The organism is Methylocapsa polymorpha (assembly GCF_045689225.1).
Classification (GTDB): domain Bacteria; phylum Pseudomonadota; class Alphaproteobacteria; order Rhizobiales; family Beijerinckiaceae; genus Methylocapsa; species Methylocapsa polymorpha.
In genome coordinates, this window is the sequence record NZ_CP136862.1 from 40488 (window position 1) to 60994 (window position 20507).

23 protein-coding genes are annotated in these 20507 nt (G+C 61.0%); 12 read left to right on the forward strand and 11 right to left on the reverse strand.

The annotated features are described in order from the left end of the window. Positions 1-75: 75 nt before the first annotated feature. Complete coding sequence (locus RZS28_RS00190) at positions 76-1416, reverse strand: ActS/PrrB/RegB family redox-sensitive histidine kinase (protein ID WP_407339217.1); 1341 nt, start codon at positions 1414-1416, stop codon at positions 76-78. A gap of 436 nt (positions 1417-1852) precedes the next feature. Here RZS28_RS00190 and RZS28_RS00195 point away from each other — a divergent pair, with 436 nt between their 5' ends. Both RZS28_RS00195 and RZS28_RS00200 read left to right on the forward strand, forming a co-directional pair. Continuing rightward, on the forward strand, positions 1853-3151 hold the full coding sequence (locus tag RZS28_RS00195) for a polyhydroxyalkanoate depolymerase (RefSeq protein ID WP_407339218.1): 1299 nt from the start codon (positions 1853-1855) through the stop codon (positions 3149-3151). A 62-nt stretch (positions 3152-3213) separates the two neighbouring features. Continuing rightward, a complete protein-coding gene (locus tag RZS28_RS00200) occupies positions 3214-3999 on the forward strand; it encodes a M48 family metallopeptidase (protein ID WP_407339219.1) in 786 nt (261 codons plus the stop codon). Between the two features lie 115 nt (positions 4000-4114). On the opposite strand, the gene secB is transcribed toward RZS28_RS00200, so the two are convergent. Both secB and RZS28_RS00210 read right to left on the reverse strand, forming a co-directional pair. Further along, positions 4115-4609 carry a protein-export chaperone SecB gene (gene secB / locus RZS28_RS00205; protein WP_407339220.1) on the reverse strand — a complete coding sequence of 165 codons (495 nt, stop codon included), beginning with the start codon at positions 4607-4609 and terminating at the stop codon, positions 4115-4117. A gap of 198 nt (positions 4610-4807) precedes the next feature. Further along, positions 4808-5398: a TetR/AcrR family transcriptional regulator gene (locus RZS28_RS00210; RefSeq protein ID WP_407339221.1), complete on the reverse strand. Its 591-nt coding sequence runs from the start codon at positions 5396-5398 to the stop codon at positions 4808-4810. Between the two features lie 353 nt (positions 5399-5751). On the opposite strand from RZS28_RS00210, the gene RZS28_RS00215 reads away from it, so the two are divergent. Then, positions 5752-6384, forward strand: a complete 633-nt coding sequence (locus tag RZS28_RS00215; RefSeq protein ID WP_407339222.1) for a thiamine phosphate synthase — start codon at positions 5752-5754, stop codon at positions 6382-6384. Positions 6385-6392: 8 nt separating this feature from the next. Beyond that, the gene (locus RZS28_RS00220; protein ID WP_407339223.1) at positions 6393-7322 is read left to right on the forward strand and encodes a tetratricopeptide repeat protein; all 930 of its coding nucleotides are present in this window, start codon (positions 6393-6395) and stop codon (positions 7320-7322) included. Between the two features lie 26 nt (positions 7323-7348). On the opposite strand, the gene RZS28_RS00225 is transcribed toward RZS28_RS00220, so the two are convergent. From RZS28_RS00225 to RZS28_RS00245, 5 genes are all read right to left on the reverse strand, one after another. Further along, positions 7349-8077 (reverse strand): RluA family pseudouridine synthase, encoded by a 729-nt coding sequence (locus tag RZS28_RS00225; RefSeq protein WP_407341175.1) that lies wholly within the window; start codon positions 8075-8077, stop codon positions 7349-7351. A gap of 32 nt (positions 8078-8109) precedes the next feature. Further along, positions 8110-9099 carry a magnesium transporter CorA family protein gene (locus tag RZS28_RS00230; RefSeq protein WP_407339224.1) on the reverse strand — a complete coding sequence of 330 codons (990 nt, stop codon included), beginning with the start codon at positions 9097-9099 and terminating at the stop codon, positions 8110-8112. A 112-nt stretch (positions 9100-9211) separates the two neighbouring features. After that, positions 9212-9841 carry a class I SAM-dependent methyltransferase gene (locus RZS28_RS00235; protein ID WP_407339225.1) on the reverse strand — a complete coding sequence of 210 codons (630 nt, stop codon included), beginning with the start codon at positions 9839-9841 and terminating at the stop codon, positions 9212-9214. A 41-nt stretch (positions 9842-9882) separates the two neighbouring features. After that, positions 9883-11457 carry a glucan biosynthesis protein gene (locus RZS28_RS00240; RefSeq protein WP_407339226.1) on the reverse strand — a complete coding sequence of 525 codons (1575 nt, stop codon included), beginning with the start codon at positions 11455-11457 and terminating at the stop codon, positions 9883-9885. A gap of 122 nt (positions 11458-11579) precedes the next feature. Beyond that, entirely contained in the window at positions 11580-11816 is a 237-nt protein-coding gene (locus RZS28_RS00245; RefSeq protein ID WP_407339227.1) for a hypothetical protein, read from the reverse strand. 325 nt (positions 11817-12141) lie between these two features. On the opposite strand from RZS28_RS00245, the gene RZS28_RS00250 reads away from it, so the two are divergent. Both RZS28_RS00250 and RZS28_RS00255 read left to right on the forward strand, forming a co-directional pair. Further along, positions 12142-13896, forward strand: coding sequence for an AMP-binding protein (locus tag RZS28_RS00250; RefSeq protein ID WP_407339228.1), 1755 nt, complete (start codon positions 12142-12144; stop codon positions 13894-13896). Between the two features lie 51 nt (positions 13897-13947). Further along, on the forward strand, positions 13948-14409 hold the full coding sequence (locus RZS28_RS00255) for a hypothetical protein (RefSeq protein WP_407339229.1): 462 nt from the start codon (positions 13948-13950) through the stop codon (positions 14407-14409). A gap of 49 nt (positions 14410-14458) precedes the next feature. On the opposite strand, the gene RZS28_RS00260 is transcribed toward RZS28_RS00255, so the two are convergent. Further along, entirely contained in the window at positions 14459-15100 is a 642-nt protein-coding gene (locus RZS28_RS00260) for an NrsF family protein (protein ID WP_407339230.1), read from the reverse strand. Beyond that, on the reverse strand, positions 15097-15621 hold the full coding sequence (locus tag RZS28_RS00265) for a sigma-70 family RNA polymerase sigma factor (protein ID WP_407339231.1): 525 nt from the start codon (positions 15619-15621) through the stop codon (positions 15097-15099). Before RZS28_RS00265 ends, RZS28_RS00260 begins: the two co-directional genes overlap by 4 nt. Positions 15622-15883: 262 nt before the next feature. On the opposite strand from RZS28_RS00265, the gene RZS28_RS00270 reads away from it, so the two are divergent. From RZS28_RS00270 to RZS28_RS00295, 6 genes are all read left to right on the forward strand, one after another. After that, positions 15884-16174 carry a DUF2282 domain-containing protein gene (locus RZS28_RS00270; RefSeq protein ID WP_407339232.1) on the forward strand — a complete coding sequence of 97 codons (291 nt, stop codon included), beginning with the start codon at positions 15884-15886 and terminating at the stop codon, positions 16172-16174. 228 nt (positions 16175-16402) lie between these two features. After that, complete coding sequence (locus tag RZS28_RS00275) at positions 16403-16711, forward strand: DUF2282 domain-containing protein (protein WP_407339233.1); 309 nt, start codon at positions 16403-16405, stop codon at positions 16709-16711. A 70-nt stretch (positions 16712-16781) separates the two neighbouring features. Then, a complete protein-coding gene (locus RZS28_RS00280) occupies positions 16782-17651 on the forward strand; it encodes a DUF692 domain-containing protein (RefSeq protein WP_407339234.1) in 870 nt (289 codons plus the stop codon). After that, positions 17648-18481 (forward strand): putative DNA-binding domain-containing protein, encoded by an 834-nt coding sequence (locus RZS28_RS00285; protein ID WP_407339235.1) that lies wholly within the window; start codon positions 17648-17650, stop codon positions 18479-18481. Before RZS28_RS00280 ends, RZS28_RS00285 begins: the two co-directional genes overlap by 4 nt. Continuing rightward, entirely contained in the window at positions 18478-18966 is a 489-nt protein-coding gene (locus tag RZS28_RS00290) for a DoxX family protein (RefSeq protein ID WP_407339236.1), read from the forward strand. The genes RZS28_RS00285 and RZS28_RS00290 overlap by 4 nt, the downstream gene beginning before the upstream one ends. A 293-nt stretch (positions 18967-19259) precedes the next feature. Then, on the forward strand, positions 19260-19511 hold the full coding sequence (locus tag RZS28_RS00295) for a hypothetical protein (RefSeq protein ID WP_407339237.1): 252 nt from the start codon (positions 19260-19262) through the stop codon (positions 19509-19511). 132 nt (positions 19512-19643) lie between these two features. Here RZS28_RS00295 and nadC read toward each other — a convergent pair whose 3' ends face one another. Then, complete coding sequence (gene nadC, locus RZS28_RS00300; protein WP_407339238.1) at positions 19644-20501, reverse strand: carboxylating nicotinate-nucleotide diphosphorylase; 858 nt, start codon at positions 20499-20501, stop codon at positions 19644-19646. Between the last annotated feature and the right edge of the window lie 6 nt (positions 20502-20507).

Here is a 20507-nt window from a genome sequence, read left to right on the forward strand (position 1 = left end):
TTCTTGGCGGCGGCTTCGCCGTTGGCGGCGCCTAGCTCCCGCGGCAAGCCAAACAGGGGACTGAATATGCGGAGGTCAGATCGCGATTTTGGCCGCGTCGGAGATGGATCCTTTGACGCCACGCTCGAACGCGGCTCTTTGCCAGGTGATCGTGATCATCGCGCCGCTTTTCGGCGGCCCGAAATTCGCGGTCGCGACAGTCGCGCCGGAGCGTTCCAGCAGGGTTTTGGCGATGAACAGGCCGAGGCCCAGACCTGATCCCTCCTCCGATTTGGCGCGCCGATCGAACCTGGTCGTGACATAAGGCTCGCCTACGCGACCGACGACATGAGGCGAAAAACCGGGGCCGTCGTCCTCGATCACCACGCTGACGATAGCCGCGTTCCATTGCGCGACGATGCGCACCTCGGACGCAGCGAAATCGATCGCGTTTTCGATCAGATTGCCGAGACCATATAGGATTCCAGGGTTGCGGCGGCAGACCGGCTCCCTGCCGTCGCCATTCTTGACGATCGTGATCAGAACCCCAAAATCACGTTGCGGGCCTACGACCTCTTCAAGCAACAAGCTCAGAGTCATTTCGTCAAGGATCGTCCCCGAATCCTGTCCAAGCGAGGTCAGCTTGCCGAGAATGCTGCGGCAGCGAGCGACTTCCTGCGAGAGCAGCGCCAGATCCTCTCCGAAAGGGCCGGCCGAGGGAAGCTGCTTTTCGAGGTCCCTGACGACTAGCGTGATGGTGGCGAGAGGCGTGCCGAGCTCATGCGCCGCCGCCGCCGCCAGGCCATCGAGCTGCGTCAAATGCTGTTCACGGGCGATGACGAGCTCGGTCGCCGCCAAGGCGTCGGCGAGCTTGCGCGCCTCCACGGCGACAAGCGACGCATAAATCGCGATGAAGGCCGCGCTGATGACATTCGCCGCCCAAATGCCGGCGCTGTAAATGAAAGGCAATTGCAGCGTTTCGCCCGGAAACCATGGCACCGGGTAATGCATGAAGGTCAAAGCCGAGACCGCGGCGATCATCAGCAAGGTCAAGACGAAAGTGATTTGGCCGGACAGCGACACTGCCGAAATCATGATCGGCGCGAGATAAAGCATCGAGAATGGATTTTCGATGCCGCCGGTCAAATAGAGCAGAGCCGTGAGCTGAAGAATGTCATAGGCGAGCATCGCGGCGGCGGGGAGATCCTCGAGGCGATCCGTGTGGCCGAACCGCAGGCGCAAGCCAATGTTCAACCAAGCCGACCCGGCGACGACGAGGAGGCAAGGGCCGAATGGAAGCGAAAATCCCAATACGAAACGGGTTACGATCAGCGCGATCGCCTGACCGAGAAGCGCCAACCATCGCAGCTTGACGAGCGTATCGACGCGCAGCCGCCGAGAGCGGCGTCCGAGGTCGATGTCGAATAAATCAACCATCGTCATCCCATACACTGGCTGAGCGCCAGCGCAAAAGCCCGTCTCCGGGTCTCGCAAATATATCTATAAATTCTATCTTCTATCTTCAGCAATGATTAGAATCAAAACTCCAGGTTATTCTCTTGCAAATCGCGGATTTCGCACTCTTCCGCTTTCGTCAAGCCGCGTAGGAAGCCCGATCTCTGCTGCTGATTAGGACCCAATTCCCTTGCGGTCACCAATTTTAATCGAAAAGGTCACCATTTTTTGCGGCCGATGCGTTAGACGTAGGAGTATCTTTTTTTTGCATCCTACAAATATAAAAAATATATGAATACATAAGCATTAGGGGTATGGCTGGAAGAAAGAGCGGCTTAAGGTTGCGGCGCCAAATTTGAAAAGTTCGCCGCCTTGACTTTATGAGCGGATGGCCGGTTCGCCCGCGGTGAGAACAAAAATGCCCCCATTTTCATATGAAATGCACGAAATGGCCCATCTCGCCGTGGTCCCGGCCAGGATTGCGTCTCATGTTGCGCAAACATGGTGGAAGAGCCCGGCCAATCCGCTGTCCTACACCGCCTTCGGCCGCAACCTGGTGGCGTCGGCGGAAGTTTTTGAGCGGCTGACGCGTCGATACCATAAGCCGGGATTCGGCTTCAATTTCACCATGGTTGGCGATGAAGCCGTTCCGATCAATGAGCGGATCGTCTGGGAGCGGCCATTCTGCCAGCTTCGACATTTCCAACGCCCATTTGAGCCCCCGCTGGCGGAGCCGCAGCCGAAGCTTTTGATCGTCGCCCCGATGTCCGGCCACCACGCGACGCTCCTGCGCGGCACGGTGGAGGCTTTTCTCCCTTATTACGACGTATATGTCACCGATTGGGTCGACGCCCGAACAATCCCGGTTTCGGTCGGGAAGTTCGACCTCGACGATTATATCGACTATCTGATTTCGATCTGCAAATTGCTCAGCAAGGAGCAAGATGGCGTCCCGCTCCACACGCTCGGCGTCTGCCAGCCCGCCGTCCCGCTCATCGCCGCCGTCGCCCTGATGGAGGCGGCGGACAGTCCGCATGTTCCAGCGTCGATGACGCTGATGGGCGGACCGATCGACACGCGCCGTAGCCCGACCAAGGTGAATCTTCTCGCGCAAGAGCGCGGCGGCGCCTGGTTCCGCCGCCATTGCATTTGCGCCGTGCCTTATGGATACCAAGGCGCCGGGCGCGATGTCTATCCAGGCTTCCTGCAACTCGCCGGCTTCATGGCGATGAATATCGATCGCCACGTCAACGCGCATTTCGAATTGTTCAACCATCTCATCGAAGGCGACGGCGATTCGGCTGAAAAACATCGCGAATTTTATGACGAATATCTTTCAGTCATGGATCTCACGGCGGAATTCTACCTCCAGACCGTGGATTTGGTTTTTGTCCGGCACGCCCTGCCTGACGGACATATGAGGCATCGCGGCGTCAAGGTCGATCTTTCGGCGATCCGCCGCGTGGCCTTGCTGACCGTCGAGGGTGAAAACGACGACATCTCCGGCATAGGGCAGACCTCTGCGGCGCATGATCTCTGCCGCAACATTCCACGCTCCATGAAGGCGGATTATTTGCAAAGCAAGGTCGGCCATTACGGCGTGTTCAACGGGTCGCGTTTCCGCAATCAGATCGCCCCCAGGATCCGGGAGTTCCATCGGAGCGAGGCGTCGGTCAAGCCTTCGGCCGCAAGCTTGACCTTGGTGAAATCCAGCTGAAAACAGCGCAACGATCCGGCTGACCAGTAGCGACTCGCCTGGCGTCTCGCTAAGCTGGCTCCATGCTGCGACGATTACGACAAAATCCCTCCGGCGGCGCCGACATCGCCTATTTCGACATATCCCACGCCGGCGAGACTTATCGGATCAATTTGAAGCGGACCGCGGCGGCGCGCCGCTACACTTTGCGCGTCCGAGCCGCGGCGCATGACGTCGTCCTGACCATGCCGACGCGCGGCAGCCTTTCCAAGGCGAAATCATTCGCCGAGCGCCATGCCGCCTGGATCGGCGCGCGGCTGCGCCGACTGCCGGCAAAGATGCGCTTCATGCCTGGCGAAGTCGTACCGGTGCGTGGAGTTCTCCATAGGATCGCGCACCGCCCCGGAGCGCGGGGAGCCGTCAGGATCGAAGCCACGGCGCAAGACGCTCACGGCGGCGCGGAGCCTTTGCTTTGGGTGAACGCGGAGGCTGCCTTCGTCCCACGCCGCGTTCAGGACTTCTTGATGCGGGAGGCCCGGCGCGACATCGAGGCCGCAGTCGCGCGCCACACCGCCAAGCTCGGCGTCCATCCTCGCAAAATCACTCTGCGGGATACGACGAGCCGGTGGGGATCATGCTCTTCCTTGGGCGCGCTCAATTTTTCCTGGCGGCTGATCATGGCGCCGCGCTTTGTCCTCGACTATCTCGCGGCGCATGAAGTCGCGCATCTCCAGCACATGAATCATTCCACCGCATTCTGGGCCGTGGTCGCGCAATTATCGCCGGACATTGACGCCGCAGAAGCCTGGCTGAAGACGCATGGAGCGAGCCTGCTTCGATTCGGCCCGGGCAAGAGCGACGGGAATTAAGACCACAACCAAACTTCATTAGGTGGAATCGCCGCGCGCTTCCACCTTGGCGGGACGCGAACTCACCAGCCGCGGGATAATCGGGCGCCTGATTCAGTTCATGCGTGAAGAAACTTCAGGTCGTTATGGTCGGCGCATCGCCAGCGGCTGCAGCGACCTCATCGAGGCGCTTGCGATAAAGCGCGGCGAAATCGATCGGGTCGATGTAGAGCGGCGGAAAGCCACCGCTGCGAACAGCTTCGGCGATGATCTGTCGCGCGAACGGGAACAAAAGCCGAGGGCATTCGATCATGATGATCGGGTGCATGTCGTTCGGGGAAATATTATGCAACCGAAAAAGTCCGGCGTAATCGAGCTCGAACTTGAACAAGAGGTCGGCATCCACCTGCGCCGTGCCCTCGAGCAGGATATTCACCTCGAAGTCCGCTTCGGCGACCTGGCGTGCGTTGACATTGACCTGAATTGAAATATTCGGCGCTTTCTGCTGCGGTCCCAGCGAGCGCGGCGCATTTGGATTCTCGAATGAGAAATCCTTTGTGTATTGCACCATCGCGTTGATCGCGGGCGCTGAATCGACCTCGGCGGCGCCGCTTCCATTTCCATTCGTCATTGCAAATCTCCCGCGGCAGCGGTTAGCACGGATGCGCGCGCCGGACAAGCCGACGCGAGGCCGGTCACGCCCAGGCGGCGCTCACATTCAAATCTCACGCGCCACAGGGATCCGCGTCTTCCATCATCGCGCCAGGCGGCTTTAGGCGCCGCGCCGCTTGCGCCATAAGAGGAATTCTTTGGCGATCAAAAGAGGCTCTCACGCGAGCGAGGCGAGGCAAAAGTCGATCATTTGATCGGTCGTCGGCTCAGGATCCAGCGCGCATTCGACCATCAGGCGCGGATGCCAGAAGCGCATGCAGGCGCTGCGGACGAGAATCGCCGCGAGCTCCGCGTCGCCGGTTCGGAATTCGCCGGCGGCCATGCCTTGGCTGATAATTTGCGCAAGGATCTTGTCCATGTTTTCGGAGTGCTCATGGACGACCGGCCAATTTTCATTGTAGGCTGTTTCAAGCAATTCGTGCAGCTTCCGATCGGACGAGAAACGACGCGCGTTGAACTCCTCGATGGATGCGATCAGATTGCGCAGAGCTTTGCTGGCTGGTCCTGGAGCGCTCGCAATTTGCTCGGCGGCCGCTTCGATCTTGCCTAAAATCCGGCGGCAGACCGCTGCGCTGATCTCGGCTTTGGCTGTGAAGAACCTATAAATATTGGCCGGCGACATCCGCAGCTCGCGGGCGATGTCGGCGACCGTCGTCTTCTGAAAGCCGACCTCGCGAAACAAGCGCTCCGCCACCCCGAGTATGTCGAGCTGTGTATTGTTTTCCTTAGGCACGCATGAGTTTTTCATTTCGCCGAATCCAAAAATCTTGAAAAAACTATGGCTCCGTCATCGCTGATGATTGACTTATGATCTTACATATAGTGTAATATTGCTAAACTTGCTAATTAAACATTTGTAACAGTCGACATCGACGCCTCGGCGACATTGTGCTTCCTGCACGCTTCTTGTCGGCTTCGATGACTAAGAGACGCAGAATCTTTCGCGGACATCGCGCGGGCGCATCGGTTGCGCTTTCAGGCGGCGGCCCGATTTTCACGTCATTTGCGCGAGGGATCGCCGTTTCTGGCGAATAGGGTCCCGCTTTGCCTTGAAATGCTCTAGAAGAACATTCAGGTTTCCAAGCGGAATCGGTTCGCGCAATGTTGCTGGATATGCCCCGCCTCTATCTGATCACGCCGCCCATATCGGATTTCGCCGCTTTCGCGCCGCTCTTCGACGCAGCGCTTGCGGCAAGCGACATAGCCTGCGTTCTGTTGCGAACGGAAGCGCGCGACGACGGCGACAGAAAGAAGATCATCCGTGCGCTGGCTCCAATGGCGCAAGCCCATGGCGCCGCCTGCCTCATCGTCAATGATCCTCAACTTGCTGTCCGGGCCGACGCCGACGGCGTTCACATGGAGGCGACCGGCGAGCGGCTCAAAGCGGCTTTGAGCGCGTTGCAGCCCAACCGCATCGTCGGGGCCGGAGGATTGACGACGCGCGACGCGGCCATGACGGCCGGCGAAGCCGGGGTCGATTACTTGATGTTCGGCGGTCCCGACTGCGCCGAGCCGCACGCCAGCATTGTCGAGCGCGTCGCCTGGTGGGCGGAAATCTTCAATGTTCCTAGCGTCGGCTACGCGCATGATCTCGAGGGCGCCCCCGATCTGGTCCGCGCCGGCGCGGATTTCATTGCGCTCGGCGACGCTGTCTTCGCCGATCCGCGCGGCGCTCCCGCAGCCTTGCGCGACGCAGCCGCGATTGTGGCGCGGGTCGGCGAACCAGCCCAGTGAATTCGACCTTGCGCCCCCCTTCTCTGTCGCTGTCCTGCATGGCGCTGACGGCTTTGCTCTGCGCCGCCGCCGGCGCGCTAGCCGCCGCAGAGCGCGCCGGCGGCGCGCCTGATCTCGCCTTCGCCGCCTATCAGCGCGGCTATTATTCGACCGCGATGCGCGAGGCGATGAAACGGATCGAGGCCAATCCGTCCGATGGAGCCGCCATGACGCTCATTGGCGAACTTTATTCGCAAGGGCTCAGCGTCCGGCGCGACGCCGCTGAAGCCGCCCGCTGGTATCAGCTCGGGAGCGACCGCGGCGACCGGCAGGCGACATTCGCGCTCGCGGTCGCGAAGCTGAAGGGCGACGGACTACCTCAGGATCGCGTCGGCGCGGCTAAGCTCTTCGAAAAGGCGGCGGCGCAAGACCATCCGGGCGCGTTCTATAACCTCGGCGTTCTGGCGATCGAAAATAATGGAGTCGTCTCCGACTTCGCGAAAGCTGCGCGGCTCTTTGAGAAAGCCGCCGACCTCGGCGACGCCGACGGCGCCTACGCCTTGGGCCTGCTCTACAAAAACGGAAGCGGGGTCGCAAAAAGCGACGAGCGCGCGGCGGAATGGATCGGCCGCGCCGCAAGGGACAATAATCTTTCCGCCCAAGTCGAATATGCGATCATGCTGTTCAATGGAATTGGCGTCCCAAAGGACGAGACGGCGGCGGCGAAGCTTTTCCTGAAAGCCGCGGTACGGGACAACCCGGTCGCGCAAAACCGCGTCGCGCGTCTTCTCGCGGCGGGGCGCGGCCTGCCTAAGAACATGGTCGAGGCGATGAAATGGCATGTTCTCGCAAGAGCCGCCGGCGTCAAGGACGCCTGGCTCGATGGCGAGCTCGCCAAGCTCTCGGCGCAAGAAAAATCCGCCGTGGAAGCCTCCTTGCATCAATATGTAGGGAATTGAGGCCGAAGCCCCGCGGAGACGGAGCTCTATTCGATTTGTCCCGCCCCGGGTTCAATTCTTAAAGCTTGTCCAGCTTCGCCCGGGAGGCCTGAAAGCCCGCATGCGGATAGCATCGCGTCCATATGGCTCGGGGCCGGGGCTTCGACGCTGACCGGCTCCTTGTTCTTATAGAGCGGGATCTTGATCGCGCGGGAATGCAGCTGCAATCCCATCGCGCCGCCGCGTCCATAGACCCTATCGCCGACGATCGGCCAACCGAGCGCCGCGCAATGGACCCGCAATTGATGGGTGCGGCCGGTCAGGGGCTCGAGCCCGAGAAACGCATGGCTCTCTGAGCGCGCGAGCACCCGCCAACGCGTCTGCGCGGGAACGCCCTTTGGATCGACCTTCATCCACCAGCCGCGGCTCTCATCGAGGCGGCCGAGCGGCAGGTCGATAAGGCCCATGTCCTGCGTCGGCGCTCCTTCGACGATCGCCCAATAGGTCTTCTCGATCTTGCCCTGCTTGAACAAAAGGCCGAGTCGTTCGAGCGCCTTGTGATGGCGTCCGAGCACGAGACAGCCGGAGGTGTCGCGATCGAGCCTATGCGCGAGCGCCGGCGCACGAGGCAGGCCAAAGCGCAGCATATGAAAATAGTCTCCAAGATTTTCGCCGCCGTGCGGACCTTGATGGACCGCAATCCCCGCCGGCTTGTCGATGACAAGCATCAGCCCATCGCGATAGAGAAGCCGCGCGTTCAGCTCCTCTTCCGACATCGCCGGCTGACGTCCCTGCGGCGAAACGAGGCTCACCACCAGCCGCGCCATTTGAACCAGACGATGGGAATGAGCGCGCTGAGCGCGATCAGAAAAAGTCCGTATTGATAGCCGTAGGCCCATTCCAGCTCGGGCATATGCTTGAAGTTCATTCCATACATGCTGGCGATGAGCGTCGGCGGAATGCCGATCACGGAGACGACCGTCAGCACCCTGAAAATATTATTCTGCTCAATATTGGTCAGGCCCAAGGTCGCATCGAGAAGGAATTGAATCTTGTCAGTCAGGCGCGTCTCATAGTCCTTGAGGGAATCGAGGTCGATGCGCAGGCTCTTGAGCCTGGCGCGCGCATCGGCGGAAAGATAATCGGAGCCATTGGTCATGACGTAAGGGACCATTCGCGCCATCCCAAGAATGACGTCGCTGATTTTTCCCGTAAGATCGCCATTGCGTCCGACTTTTCGAAGAACCGAGCGCAGCTGCCGCCCGTCTTCCCGCGGCTGAAGACGCTGATCCGCGCCGCCGTTCATGCCGAATATATTCTGCGACGCGCGATCGAGATCGCCGCTGACGCCCTCGAGCTCGTCGGCGATATGATCAATGATCATTCCGACAAGGGCGACGAAGGCGCCCGGCCCGTCGGTCGGCATGTGGTCCTCGGTCAAGACATTGTCCTTGACAAGATCAAAGCCCTTGAGGCGCTTGAAGCGGATCGTCAGGAGAATGTCCTTCGAAAGGACAAAGCCAAGCGGCGTCGTATTCGGCATTCCGCCGTCGATTCGATAGAGCGCCGGACTGCTGAGAAACAGGCGGTCCTCGTCGCGGTAAAGCCTGCTCGAAGACTCGATCTCGGAAAGCTTTTCGAAGGTCGGCGCCACGACGCCAAGGGTCCGTTCAAGAAAAGCAAGCTCCCAATGCTCGGGTCGAAAGGCGTCGATCCAGTTCACCTCGGCCGGAATCGCCGCGGCGTCGCGCTCGACCTTGATGAACGGCTTGCCGGCGGTCGAGTGGAAGCTGAGCATGACGCCTCGCCGAGAAATGAAGCAATTCGGATTCGCGCGCACTATTGCTGGCGGGCTTTGCGTTATGCAAGCGAATCGACCGCGATGTGACGGACGCTATGTCAAATCCCGCCTATTTGGGCGCCCCGCCGATGACCGCCCAGAGCGGGTCCAAGCCTCGCGCCGGCGGAACGAGTTCGCGCGTCTCGATCGGCGCAAATCCGGCTCGCTCGAGATAAAGCGCGACGAGCCGCGCATGCGCGTCATCATCGAGCGCCTGCCAGATGGCGACGGCCTTGGTTGGAAAGCACCGGTTCGAGAAAGTGATCGCGACTGGGCCGCCGGGCTTCAGGACGCGCGCGAGCTCCTGGAACACGGCGATGGGATTTTGCAAATATTGCACAGAGACGCAGATCGCCGCGGCGTCTACGCTCGCCTGATCGAGCGGAAGAATTACATTCTCGTTGAGGTTCTGAACGAATGAGCTTGTAAGCTGCGAATTGGCGGCGAGCTCGGCCGCGTTCATTCCGTGCCCGATGACTCGGCCGTAGGCTGTGTCCCTCGGCAAATGGCTGATCCAGCTCGACATAAGGTCGAGAATGACGCCGCCCGGCGGGAACAGCTCGCGATAGAGGGCCATGACGGCGGCGATCGCGTTCCCGTCTATATGGGTGACGAAGCGCGGCGCGGCGTAGAAAAGATCGTCAGGAGAACTGTCCGACTTTACGAAGGCGTTTGGCGGCAGCTCAGGCAGTTCATCCATGTTCGCGGATCCATCGCGACGCGCGGCTCGGTCTTCGGCGCTCAGAACGGGTGATATTGAAACAGCCAGGTCTCGCTGAGGATTTTTTCTTGCCACCGTAGAAACAGACGCATTTCGACCGGGTCGTCGCCGGCGACGGTGAAGTCGAATTGCGCGCGCCAATGGCCCGGCACGTCATCGGGAACGGCCTCGGTGAAGACATAGGAGAATGTCCCGCGCGAGGCCCAAAGCACCGGCTCGGGCTTGACCCCGAAGGGAAGCGTCTCCAAGGGCGGTCCCTGGAATTCGACCATGAATTTCCGCACGCCCTTGGGCCGCGGCTGACCGGGCTGGCCGCCATTGCCCAAGCGCGTCGCGACGCAGCGGGCGAGATCAGTCGGAAAAGGCTCGTCGGCGAGCCAATAGAGGCGATAGGACAGGTTGACCTCGGACCCCGCCGTTGCGGCCTGTTCCGGAACCCACATCGCCACGATATTGTCGTGGATCTCATCGTCGGTCGGGATTTCGACGAGCTGCACCGCGCCTTTGCCCCAATGGCCCAAAGGCTCGACCCAGAGGCTCGGACGTCGGTCATAGAAAACGCCGTCCTGATAATGATCGAAATTCCGATCGCGCTGCAGCAGCCCGAAGCCGCGCGGATTATCATCCAGGAAGGAAGACGCCATGGTGCGCGGCGGATTATTGAGCGGGCGCCAGAGTCTTTCGCCGGCTCCGGTCCAGATGGCGAGCCCGTCCGAATCATGGACTTCCGGACGCCAGTCGACGCCGGTCTGCTTCTTGGTTTCCGAAAACCAATACATGGAGGTCAAGGGCGCAAGGCCGAGACGCTCGACGTTGGCGCGCAGGAACAAGGTCTGATCGATGTCCATCGTGACGCCTTTGCCGCGCGTGAGCGCAAAGCGGCAGGCGCCGACGACGGCCGGGCCTTCCAGCAAGGCGTAGATCGTCAAGGAATTGTCCGCATCGGACCGATCGATGTAGAATTTGGTGAAGTCGGGAAATTCTTCCGGGGCGTCCGCAACCGCGCAGTCGACCGCCACGGCTCGGGCCGACAGCCCATATTGATGCAATTCGCCGATCGAGCGAAAATAGGCCGCGCCGAGGAAAGCCACCCAATCATTCTTCCGCCAGTCGAGCGCGCCGCCTTTCGGCTCCTGGATGCGAAGCCCGGCGAATCCCGCGCCTTGCGGCAATTTTCTCGCAATCGAATCCGCCGGCATATTGAAATAGCTTTGATCGTAGATGATCTCTCTGGCGCTGCCGGAGTCCACGACATTCATTTCGACGGCTTTCGGGAAGAACATGCCGAGATGAAAGAAGCTTATCGGAAACCGACCGGCCTCTTGCGCGAAGAGAGCATGATCCATATCGAAAGCGATCTTGCCCCAGTCCTCGTAAGTGATCTTGCCGACAATGTCCGGCGCCGGCCGGGTCGGCCCGGCATAGGGCTCGCTGGCCATGCGTTTCGCGGTCGATTTCAGGATTTCGAAGGAAAATGGCCGGGTCGGCCCAAGCTTCAACAAATCCGCGGCCGCAGGCGACCTCGCATCGAGGCCGATGAGCCCGATCGCCGCGGCCGCTTTGAGCACCGATCTGCGGTCAACGGCTTTGATCATATTGCTTCCCTTGAGTCAGGCCGCGCTATCGGTCTGGCGGCTGGCGAGACGTCGCGGCAGGAGCCCGCCGGCCGAACGACTCCCCGCTGAGCTCAACCTGGCGAGGCGGCGACAAGCGGCGCTCAGTTGCGAATAGGTTCGTTCTTGATGGCGGTGCGCATGAAGTAATAGAGGAGCACGAAGCCGCATAAGGCGAAGCCCGCCTCGATCGCCCGGCTGACCAGCGGATCGAGCTGCAAAAGGCCGCCAAGCGCCCATCCCGCCGCCCAGGAGGCGCCGACCATTTCGGTGCCGACCAGGATGGCGACGGCGACGAGGGTCGAGAAATGGACCCAGTTTATTTTCTTTGTTTCAGCCAATTGTCGTCAGCTCCGAAACTGCGCAAGGCCTATGCGCGTATATCATAGACGCCTGCGGGGCAAGCGCCCCGCGGGCTTTTGAAATATTGTATATTGACGAAAAAGCGGCAAAGCGCGTCCCTAGAGCGCGTTCCGATTGGATGAAATCGACCAATCGAAAAGAACTCGCTCCAGATCAATAAGCTGGAGCATGTTCTGATCGAAAAGGTCGATCAACTTTTTCGGAACATGCTCTGAGGACGCAGATCAAATTCAAAGAATTGGAGCATGTCCTCATCGAAAGGGCCGAGCGGCTTTTTCAAAGACAAGCTTCAGGGAGACGCCGATGACCAAAGAGGCGACGACTGCCGGCGGTAAGCAGGCCGCGATCATGCCCTGGCTCGCCTTCTACCCGGAGAACGCGCCGGCGGAGGTCGAGGCGCCCCCTTACCGTCTGCTCGGCGACGCGGCGCGGGATCTGGCGGCGCGCAGGGGAGGCGCCAAGGCGTTCACGGCCATATTGCCGAACGGCATGGCGGCGAGCCTCAGCTTTGCCGATCTCGATCGTCATTCGGACGCTTTCGCCGCCTACTTGCGTGAAACTCTGCGCCTCGAGGCCGAGGCTCGGGTGGCGATCCAGATCCCGAACGGGCTCGCCTACCCGGTCGCCGCCTTTGGCGTCTTTAAAGCCGGCTGCGTCCTGGTCAATGTCAATCCGCTCTACACCGCCGCCGAGATGGCGCATCTCTTCGCAGATGCCGAATTATCCGCGATCGTCGGCCTCAACATGTTCGCCGACAGGCTCGACGCAGCGATGGAGAAGGTCCCGATCCCGCATGTGGTGCTGGCCGAGGCCGCAAGCCTCTTTCCGACGCCGCGGCGGCATTTGATCGGTTTCGTGCAGAAATACGTCAAAAAGCAGATTCCGCGGCCGGGCTTTACCTCCATCAGCTTTTCGAAAGCGCTTGCGTCAGGAGCCGCGCAGCTCAAGCGCGGCGCGAACGTCAAAGCCTACACAAGCGCGCTGAAGCCTTCCGCCATAGCTTGCTTGCAATATACAGGCGGAACCACCGGCGTCAGCAAGGGGGCCATGCTGACGCACAGCAATCTCATCATGAACGTGGCGCAATTCTTGAGCTTCACCGGCTCCGACATCAATGAGAATGACCGCCTCTTGACCGTGCTGCCGCTCTACCATTGCTTCGCCTTCACGGTGAACTTTTTGGGCTTCTTCTTTCGCGGGGCGCATAACATAGTCATCCCCAATCCGAGGCCGCTCAGCAATCTGCGCAAGGCCTTCGAGAAGGAGGACATCACCTTCATCACCGGGGTGAACACTCTATTCAACGGTCTTTTGCACGAGGGCTGGTTTTGCGAGCGTCCGCCGCGCAGCCTGCGCATGTCGGTCGCCGGCGGCATGGCCTTGCTGGATACTGTCGCGACGCGTTGGCGCGAGGTCACCGGCACGCCCGTTATCGAAGGCTATGGCCTGACTGAATGTTCGCCGGTCTTGACCTTCAATCCCGTCCATCGGGCCAAGGTCGGATCGATCGGCGTGCCGCTTCCCTCGACCGAGCTGAAATGCGTTGATGACGAGGGACGCGAAGTCCCGATCGGCGAGCCGGGCGAGATTATCGCGCGCGGGCCGCAGGTCATGGCTGGCTATTGGAAGCAGCCCGAGGAAACAAAAAATGTGCTGCGCGACGGTTGGATTTTCACCGGCGACATCGCCACGATGGACGCGGATGGCTACTTCAACATCGTCGACAGGCGCAAGGACATGATTCTCGTTTCCGGCTTCAATGTCTATCCGAATGAAGTCGAAGCCGTCCTTGCCAAGATCCCGGGCGTGAAGGAATGCGCTGTCGTCGGCGTTCCGGACGAAGCGACGGGGGAAGCGGTCAAGGCCTTTATCGTTCGCCGCAATCAGACGCTCGACGCCGACGCCATCCGCGCCTTTTGCAGGGGCGAGCTCGCCGCCTACAAGGCGCCGAGATTTATCGTTTTCCGCGATGATCTGCCGAAGTCGAACGTCGGCAAGATCCTGCGTAAGGATTTGCGCTGGGAAGGGCTTTTGGAGCAAGGCTTGCGCCATCCTTGACGGAGGCGGCAAGCGTCATATTCGGCGAAGCGCGCGAACATGGAACGAGCGATGAAGCTATGGGAATATACAAGTGAGGAATTGATCGGCGGCGCCGAAATCACCTCCGACGTGAGCATTGCTCCGGAGATTGAGGTCCCATGGGAAAGCGATGAGCTTGAGCAGATCGCCTCGATGCCCAATTATGCGACCGCGCCTGCGACGGGAGGTCGGGGCTTGGCGGATCAGGTTCTGCTGGAGCGGGATGGCGATGGTTGGAAATGCGTAGGCCACTATGTTGGCGACATCATCATCGTATTTCGGCGCGTGCAAAACACCGGCATAGCAGACATATTGTTCCTTCGCTGTTTGGAGCACCGACGCAAGGTCCCCATCACGACGACTTTCAGCGCGAGCGGCCTGAGGCTCCTGAAACGGGTGCATAAGACGGAAGTCGAGAAAGCCGTGCGCCACGGATTCAACGTGCCCGCGAGGGTCTTGGAAGACTTCCCCGAACTCCGAGCCGATAACTGAGCGCCGCGGACGCACGCAACAACAGACCCGCGAAACGAGCCTCCCTCCCTCACCAACGCAAGAGACGCGCTCCAACCAGAGCGCCGACGGCGGCGACGATCGCGATCGCCAGACTGTACCAAGCCGCCACGAAGAAGGGCGAATCGTCGGGGCAATGCGTCGCGTAGAGCGCCGCGCCGATCGCTCCGGCCAAGAGGCCTGCGCCAGCCCCGGCCAGGGCCGGATTCTCCGGCGCGCCTTGGCGCAAAGCCAGCAACGCCGCGACGAGCGGGGCTGCGGCGAGAAAGGGGATGCTTTCCAAGCAGTGAATGGCATTAGAGCCGACGAGCCTTTGGCCCCATTCGCCGGTGGGAACAGCGAGGATCTCGGCCAGGTTGGCAACCGCAAGGAGCGCCGGCGCGATCCCCAGCAAAATGGCGGCGCCGCCCACGTCGGCGCCCGGTTGGACGAGGCGCAAGACAAATCGGCCGGAAAGCCAGACGAGCAGGAGCGTCAGGCAAAGCTTGAACAACAGCCTCGGATTTTCGCCGAGCAGAGCAAAGAAATGCGGCCGCAGGCCGAGGGTCGCGACATAGAGCGCCACGGCGATCGCGACGCTCTGAGTTAAAGCCAACGCCAAGGCTCGGCGCGGCGAGGCCGGGCGCGTTTCGGCGTCGGCCGCTAGCGCGCGGATAAGGTCGCCGGTTCTCACGCGTCAGTCCTTCTGAATTTGACGGCGAGCGAGGCAAGACCGCGATGAAGCGCCACCCGGACCGCCCCCTTGGTCATTGAAAGGCGCGCGGCCGCTTCATCGATCGAAGCCCCGTCGATCGCGATGGCGCGCACGACGTTCCGCTGGCCTACAGGCAAGCCTTCGAGATGGCGATCGACGTCGGCGACAATCAAGTTTGGCTCGGTGTCCCCATGTTCCAAGATCTCGACGAAATCGTCGATCGGAAGATCGATGCGGCGTCCGCGCCGACGCAGGGCGTCAATGACCTTGTGCCGCGCGATGGCCCAAAGCCAGGGGCCGATCGGCGCCTCCTCGTTCCAAGTCTGGCGCTTGAGATGGATGGCGAGAAGGGTCTCCTGAACCACGTCCTCGGCGTCCGTCTCCGCCATGCCGGCGCGGAAGAGCCCCCGCCGCGCGGCGGCGCGAAGCACCGGCGTCAACTCCCGCAGCAATTGCCGGTAGGAACCCGCGTCGCCTGCATTGCCGGCGCGCATCAACATGGCCCATTCCTTTTCCCGAACATCGCCGCGCACAAGCGCCCCACTTGTTTATTCGGCCGACGCGGCCTTCATGTTACGGTCGACGGCGGGCGTCGATAGCACTTTTTTGTGACCTATGAATTCCAGCTCTCCTCGTAACGCAAGTTGCAAAGCTTGCGAAGAAGGATGCGTGGGACCAAGCCGACGAGCCGGCCGGCGGAGAGCCCGGCGGGTTCGGCTGCGTCTCATGATCGTTTCAAATCGCACCTAAAGGGAATTCAACATGACCGACAAGACGCAACTTGCCGCCGCCTCGCTTGCCGGCGCCTTCGCCGCCGCCCTCGCGCTTCTCGCCTCGTCCGCTGCGGCGGCCCCGGGCGAAGATCAGGCATCCAAGGAAAAATGCTATGGGGTCGCATTGAAGGGGCAAAATGACTGCGCGGCGGGCGCCGACACGACCTGCGCCGGCACGTCGAAGGTCGATTACCAGGGCAATAGCTGGAAATTTGTCCCGAAAGGCACTTGCGTGTCCATTGTCACGCCCAAGGGCCATGGCAGCTTGACGAGCTCGTGACGCTTGAGCCGGGGCGATAGCCCTCCTTATGCTGGTCGCGGGGCGCGCATCCCTGGCGCGCCCCTTTGGTCAGCGGAGACTCGGGTCATCGCTTCGCCTTTGAAAACGGCCTTGGCCGCGCTGCGCTGATGATAGGTAGCACGAATGAGATAATCCTATGCAATCGGGGAGGAGACGGGATTATAATTCTCTGCCATGAACCCGCCGTTTGAAAAAAGGGAACAAGCCATGACCACCAAGATCATCAAGACCGAGATCGCCGCCGCTACTCTTGCGGGCGCGCTCGCTACGGCGCTCACGCTTCTCTCGGCGCCGGCTTCTGCGCAGACCATGGGCGGCGAGAAGCCGAACAAGGAGAAGTGCTACGGCGTCTCGCTGAAAGGGCAAAACGATTGCGCGGCGGGCGCCAACACGAGCTGCGCCGGCACCTCGAAGGTCGATTATGACCCTTCGATCTGGAAATATGTCCCCAAGGGAACTTGCGAGACCATCAAGACCCCGAACGGAACCGGCTCGCTGAAGGCGACAAAGTCTTAAAGCCATGCGCGAAGGGCGCACGGCGGCAGCCGCGCGCCCTTTGGATGACCGGCGCGACGAGGTTAAGACCATGGGCATCCCATCCACGCTTCCCGCAAGCGCCGGCGTCGGCTTCAAGCCGCAGCATTTCGCAACTATCGCGGCGGCGCGCCAGCCTCTCGGCTTTTTCGAAGTCCATGCGGAAAACTATATGGGCGCGGGCGGTCCGCCGCATGCGCAACTGAGCTTCCTGCGCGAAAATTACGCGCTTTCGATTCATGGCGTGGGGCTCTCCATCGGCTCGCCCGAACCGCTTGACCGCGATCATCTCGCGCGGCTCAAGCTGCTTTGTGAGCGCTATCAGCCGGAAGGCTTTTCGGAGCATCTCGCCTGGTCTTCACACGGCGGGGTCTTTTTCAATGATCTCCTGCCCCTGCCCTACACCGAGGCGAGCCTCGCCTCCATCATCGCCCATGTCGACGAAGTCCAGACGGCGCTCGGGCGCCGCATGCTGCTCGAAAACCCCGCCACCTACCTGCGCTTTACGCAAAGCACGATTCCCGAGCCCGCCTTTCTCGCCGCAATCGCGCGCGCGACCGGCTGCGGACTCCTGCTCGACGTCAATAATGTCTTTGTCTCGGCGCGCAATCACGGCGCCGACGCGCGCGCCTATCTCGCCGAGTTTCCCCTCGATCTCGTCGGCGAAATTCATCTTGCCGGTCATTTCGAGACTGTTGACGACGCCGGCGCGCCGCTCTGCATCGACGCGCATGGATCGCCTGTCATCGACGAGGTCCTCGCCCTCTACGACGATGTGGTCGCGCGCGCGGGAGCGCTGCCGACATTGATCGAATGGGACAATGACGTGCCCAATTGGGACACGCTGCGGGCGCAGGCGCTGGTAGCGCAAGCCCGCCTCGACCAGGCCCACGTTCCCGGCCGCGCGCAATCGGCGGCGTGAGGATTTTCGAATACGGCAAGGCCATGCTGGAAGAAAGCAAGTTCGTTATGCCGCCCGATCTCCAAAGCGAATTTGCTGAGGCCTTGCGCGATCCAGACCTTCCCTTACCCTCTGGCGTGCTCTCGCATAATTCGCGGCTCCCGCAAAAGCGGTTCGCGGTCTATCGCAACAATGTCATGGTCGGCCTGACCGGCGCCTTGGAGGCGCGCTTTCCGGCGACGAAGCGCATTGTCGGCGAGGAATTTTTTGCCGCCGCCGCGCGGCTGTTCGCCTCCGTCCATCCCCCGCGCTCGCCTTTGATGATGACTTATGGCGACGAATTTCCGGATTTTCTTGGCGCGTTCGAACCCGCTGCGGCGCTTCCCTATCTCGCCGATGTGGCGCGGATAGAGGCCGCCCGCACGCGCGCTTATCACGCCGCCGACGCCAAGCCTCTCACGCCTGCGGAACTCGAAGGATTTGGGCCCGACGCCTTGGCCGGCCTTCGTTTCAACCTGCACCCTTCGATCGAGATCGTCGTCTCGACCTTCCCGATCGTGACCATTTGGGCGATGAACGCCGATGAAATCGAGCTTGCGCCGCTCGCGGACTGGCGCGGCGAAGACGCGCTCGTGGCGCGCCCGGCGCTTGATGTCGAGGTTCGCCGATTGCCCGCCGGCGCAGCGGTCTTCTTGCAAAGCCTCGCAACCGGAAAGCCGCTTGGGGCGGCGGCGAACGCCGGGCTCGCAAGCAGCCCTGAGTTCGATCTTTCAGTCAATCTCGCAGCGCTATTCTCCACTGGGATCGCCATCGAGGCGACGCAGGAGACTCTAGAGGACAGTCAGCCATGACGCAGTCATATGAGGGCCATGCCAAGCCGGCCTCGGGGCTGGCGCGCGCGATCGGCTGCGTCATCGCGGCCTTGGACAGGATCCCGCAATCCGTCATCTCTCTTGCGGCGCGGATTTTTCCAGCCGCCGTGTTCTGGAGGTCCGGGCAAACCAAAGTCGAAGGCTGGCATGTGACCGACAATGCGATCGACTTGTTTCGAGACGAATACGCGCTGCCCCTGATCGACCCCGCCTTAGCCGCGAAGCTGGCTGCTTTCAGCGAGCATTTCTTTCCGGTTCTGCTCGTGATCGGCCTCGCGAGCCGCCTGTCCGCACTGGCGCTTCTCGGCATGACCGCCGTCATCGAGATTTTCGTCTATCCCTACGCTTGGCCGACCCACGGCGTTTGGGCGACATGCTTCCTCGTCGTGATCGCGCGCGGCCCCGGTATTTTCTCGCTCGACTATCTTCTCGGCCGGGTTTTACGACGCGGCGCTAAGGCTTGAGAGCAAAACATCTCTCGCCATTATTGGCGCAGCGAAGCTTGATCGCGCCCATGACAGGAAGCGCCGAACTCAGCGCATTTGACCGCTTTGTTTAAATTATGTTTTTAACTGCAAGACTTCTCAAAAATCTTACGAATATTTCAAAAAGCTATTTACTTTATTATATTATCACAAAAAGTTGAACACAATCGCGGGACTTTACAGAGACATTTGCGAGTCTGAAGCATTGTCACAGAAACGTAACAATAGGAGGGGCGGCAGTCGCCCTTCCTTGATTGCGATGGAGGGTGGCTATGATCAAGATTCTTGGAATCGCCGGATTATGCGCCGGCCTCGGCTATGGGATGACAGGATTGGCGTTCGCGCAAGCCTACCCGCCCATGGTCCCGCCGACGACGCGCTACTTGCTCCCCGGCGCCCCGATCTACCCACTTTATGAAGGCCGCTCGATCTACCGACGGACCGAGCCCGAAGCCTTCTACAATGAGTCCGACGAAAAAGGTTACCCGTCCGGTCTCCCGGAGAATCCGCGAACCGGCGAGTGAGCCCGCGCGCGCAAATGAGGCCCATGTTCCGATTGGATGAATTCATGCAATCAAAAAGGGAGCGCGCAAATTGAATGAGTTGGAGCGTGTCCTCGTCGAGAAGAAGAACGCTTTCTTCGACAAGGACACGCTCTAAGATTTGAAATCGAGCCCTATATCGAGCACGGCCGCGCTATGGGTGAGCCAGCCGATCGAGATCAGATCGACGCCCGATGCGGCGACCGGAGGGGCCGATGCGGGCGTGATCCGGCCTGACGCTTCGGTCACCGCGCGGCCCGCGACCAGCGCGACAGCCTTGGCGAGCGTTTCAGGCGACATATTGTCGAGCAACACCGCGTCGACTCCTTGCTCCAGCGCCTCGCCAAGCTGGTCCAACGTGTCCACCTCCAGCTCGATCTTGACGAGATGGCCGACCCCCGCGCGCGCGCGCCGCAGAGCCTCGGCGACGCCGCCGGCTATCGCGACATGATTGTCCTTGATCAAAACCGCGTCATCGAGGCCGAAACGATGGTTGCCGCCGCCGCCCGCGCGGACCGCATATTTCTCCACCGAGCGCAGGCCGGGCGTGGTCTTTCTTGTGCAGACGATCGTGGCCTTATAATCCCGCACGGCGGCGACAATGGAGGCCGTCGCGCTGGCGACCCCACTCAAATGGCAGAGAAAATTGAGCGCGGTTCGCTCGGCCGTCAAAATGCCGGCCGCAGGGCCGGCGATTGTGGCGATCACATCGCCCGGCGCCACGTCGGCGCCGTCCCGGCGTTCGATGCGAACCGAAATTTGCGGATCGATGAGCTCGAAAGCAAGCCTCGCCAGATCGAGCCCAGCGACGACGCCCTGCTGGCGCGCCACGAGAGCAGTCTTCGCCTTGAGGCCAACCGGAACGATCGCATCGGTCGTGAGATCGCCGGCGCGGCCCAAATCCTCGAGCAAAGCGGCGCGAACCAGAGGCTCGAGCATGATTCGCGGAAGGGGCGACAGCGGCTGCTCCATCGGCTT

Coding starts and splice junctions, on each gene's coding strand:
- RZS28_RS00190 (WP_407339217.1), bottom strand. CDS start 1,416: ATGGTTGATTTATTCGACATCGACCTCGGACGCCGCTCTCGGCGGCTG.
- RZS28_RS00195 (WP_407339218.1), top strand. CDS start 1,853: ATGCCCCCATTTTCATATGAAATGCACGAAATGGCCCATCTCGCCGTG.
- RZS28_RS00200 (WP_407339219.1), top strand. CDS start 3,214: ATGCTGCGACGATTACGACAAAATCCCTCCGGCGGCGCCGACATCGCC.
- secB (WP_407339220.1), bottom strand. CDS start 4,609: ATGACGAATGGAAATGGAAGCGGCGCCGCCGAGGTCGATTCAGCGCCC.
- RZS28_RS00210 (WP_407339221.1), bottom strand. CDS start 5,398: ATGAAAAACTCATGCGTGCCTAAGGAAAACAATACACAGCTCGACATA.
- RZS28_RS00215 (WP_407339222.1), top strand. CDS start 5,752: ATGTTGCTGGATATGCCCCGCCTCTATCTGATCACGCCGCCCATATCG.
- RZS28_RS00225 (WP_407341175.1), bottom strand. CDS start 8,077: ATGTCGGAAGAGGAGCTGAACGCGCGGCTTCTCTATCGCGATGGGCTG.
- RZS28_RS00230 (WP_407339224.1), bottom strand. CDS start 9,099: ATGCTCAGCTTCCACTCGACCGCCGGCAAGCCGTTCATCAAGGTCGAG.
- RZS28_RS00235 (WP_407339225.1), bottom strand. CDS start 9,841: ATGGATGAACTGCCTGAGCTGCCGCCAAACGCCTTCGTAAAGTCGGAC.
- RZS28_RS00240 (WP_407339226.1), bottom strand. CDS start 11,457: ATGATCAAAGCCGTTGACCGCAGATCGGTGCTCAAAGCGGCCGCGGCG.
- RZS28_RS00250 (WP_407339228.1), top strand. CDS start 12,142: ATGACCAAAGAGGCGACGACTGCCGGCGGTAAGCAGGCCGCGATCATG.
- RZS28_RS00255 (WP_407339229.1), top strand. CDS start 13,948: ATGAAGCTATGGGAATATACAAGTGAGGAATTGATCGGCGGCGCCGAA.
- RZS28_RS00265 (WP_407339231.1), bottom strand. CDS start 15,621: ATGTTGATGCGCGCCGGCAATGCAGGCGACGCGGGTTCCTACCGGCAA.
- RZS28_RS00270 (WP_407339232.1), top strand. CDS start 15,884: ATGACCGACAAGACGCAACTTGCCGCCGCCTCGCTTGCCGGCGCCTTC.
- RZS28_RS00275 (WP_407339233.1), top strand. CDS start 16,403: ATGACCACCAAGATCATCAAGACCGAGATCGCCGCCGCTACTCTTGCG.
- RZS28_RS00280 (WP_407339234.1), top strand. CDS start 16,782: ATGGGCATCCCATCCACGCTTCCCGCAAGCGCCGGCGTCGGCTTCAAG.
- RZS28_RS00290 (WP_407339236.1), top strand. CDS start 18,478: ATGACGCAGTCATATGAGGGCCATGCCAAGCCGGCCTCGGGGCTGGCG.
- RZS28_RS00295 (WP_407339237.1), top strand. CDS start 19,260: ATGATCAAGATTCTTGGAATCGCCGGATTATGCGCCGGCCTCGGCTAT.
- nadC (WP_407339238.1), bottom strand. CDS start 20,501: ATGGAGCAGCCGCTGTCGCCCCTTCCGCGAATCATGCTCGAGCCTCTG.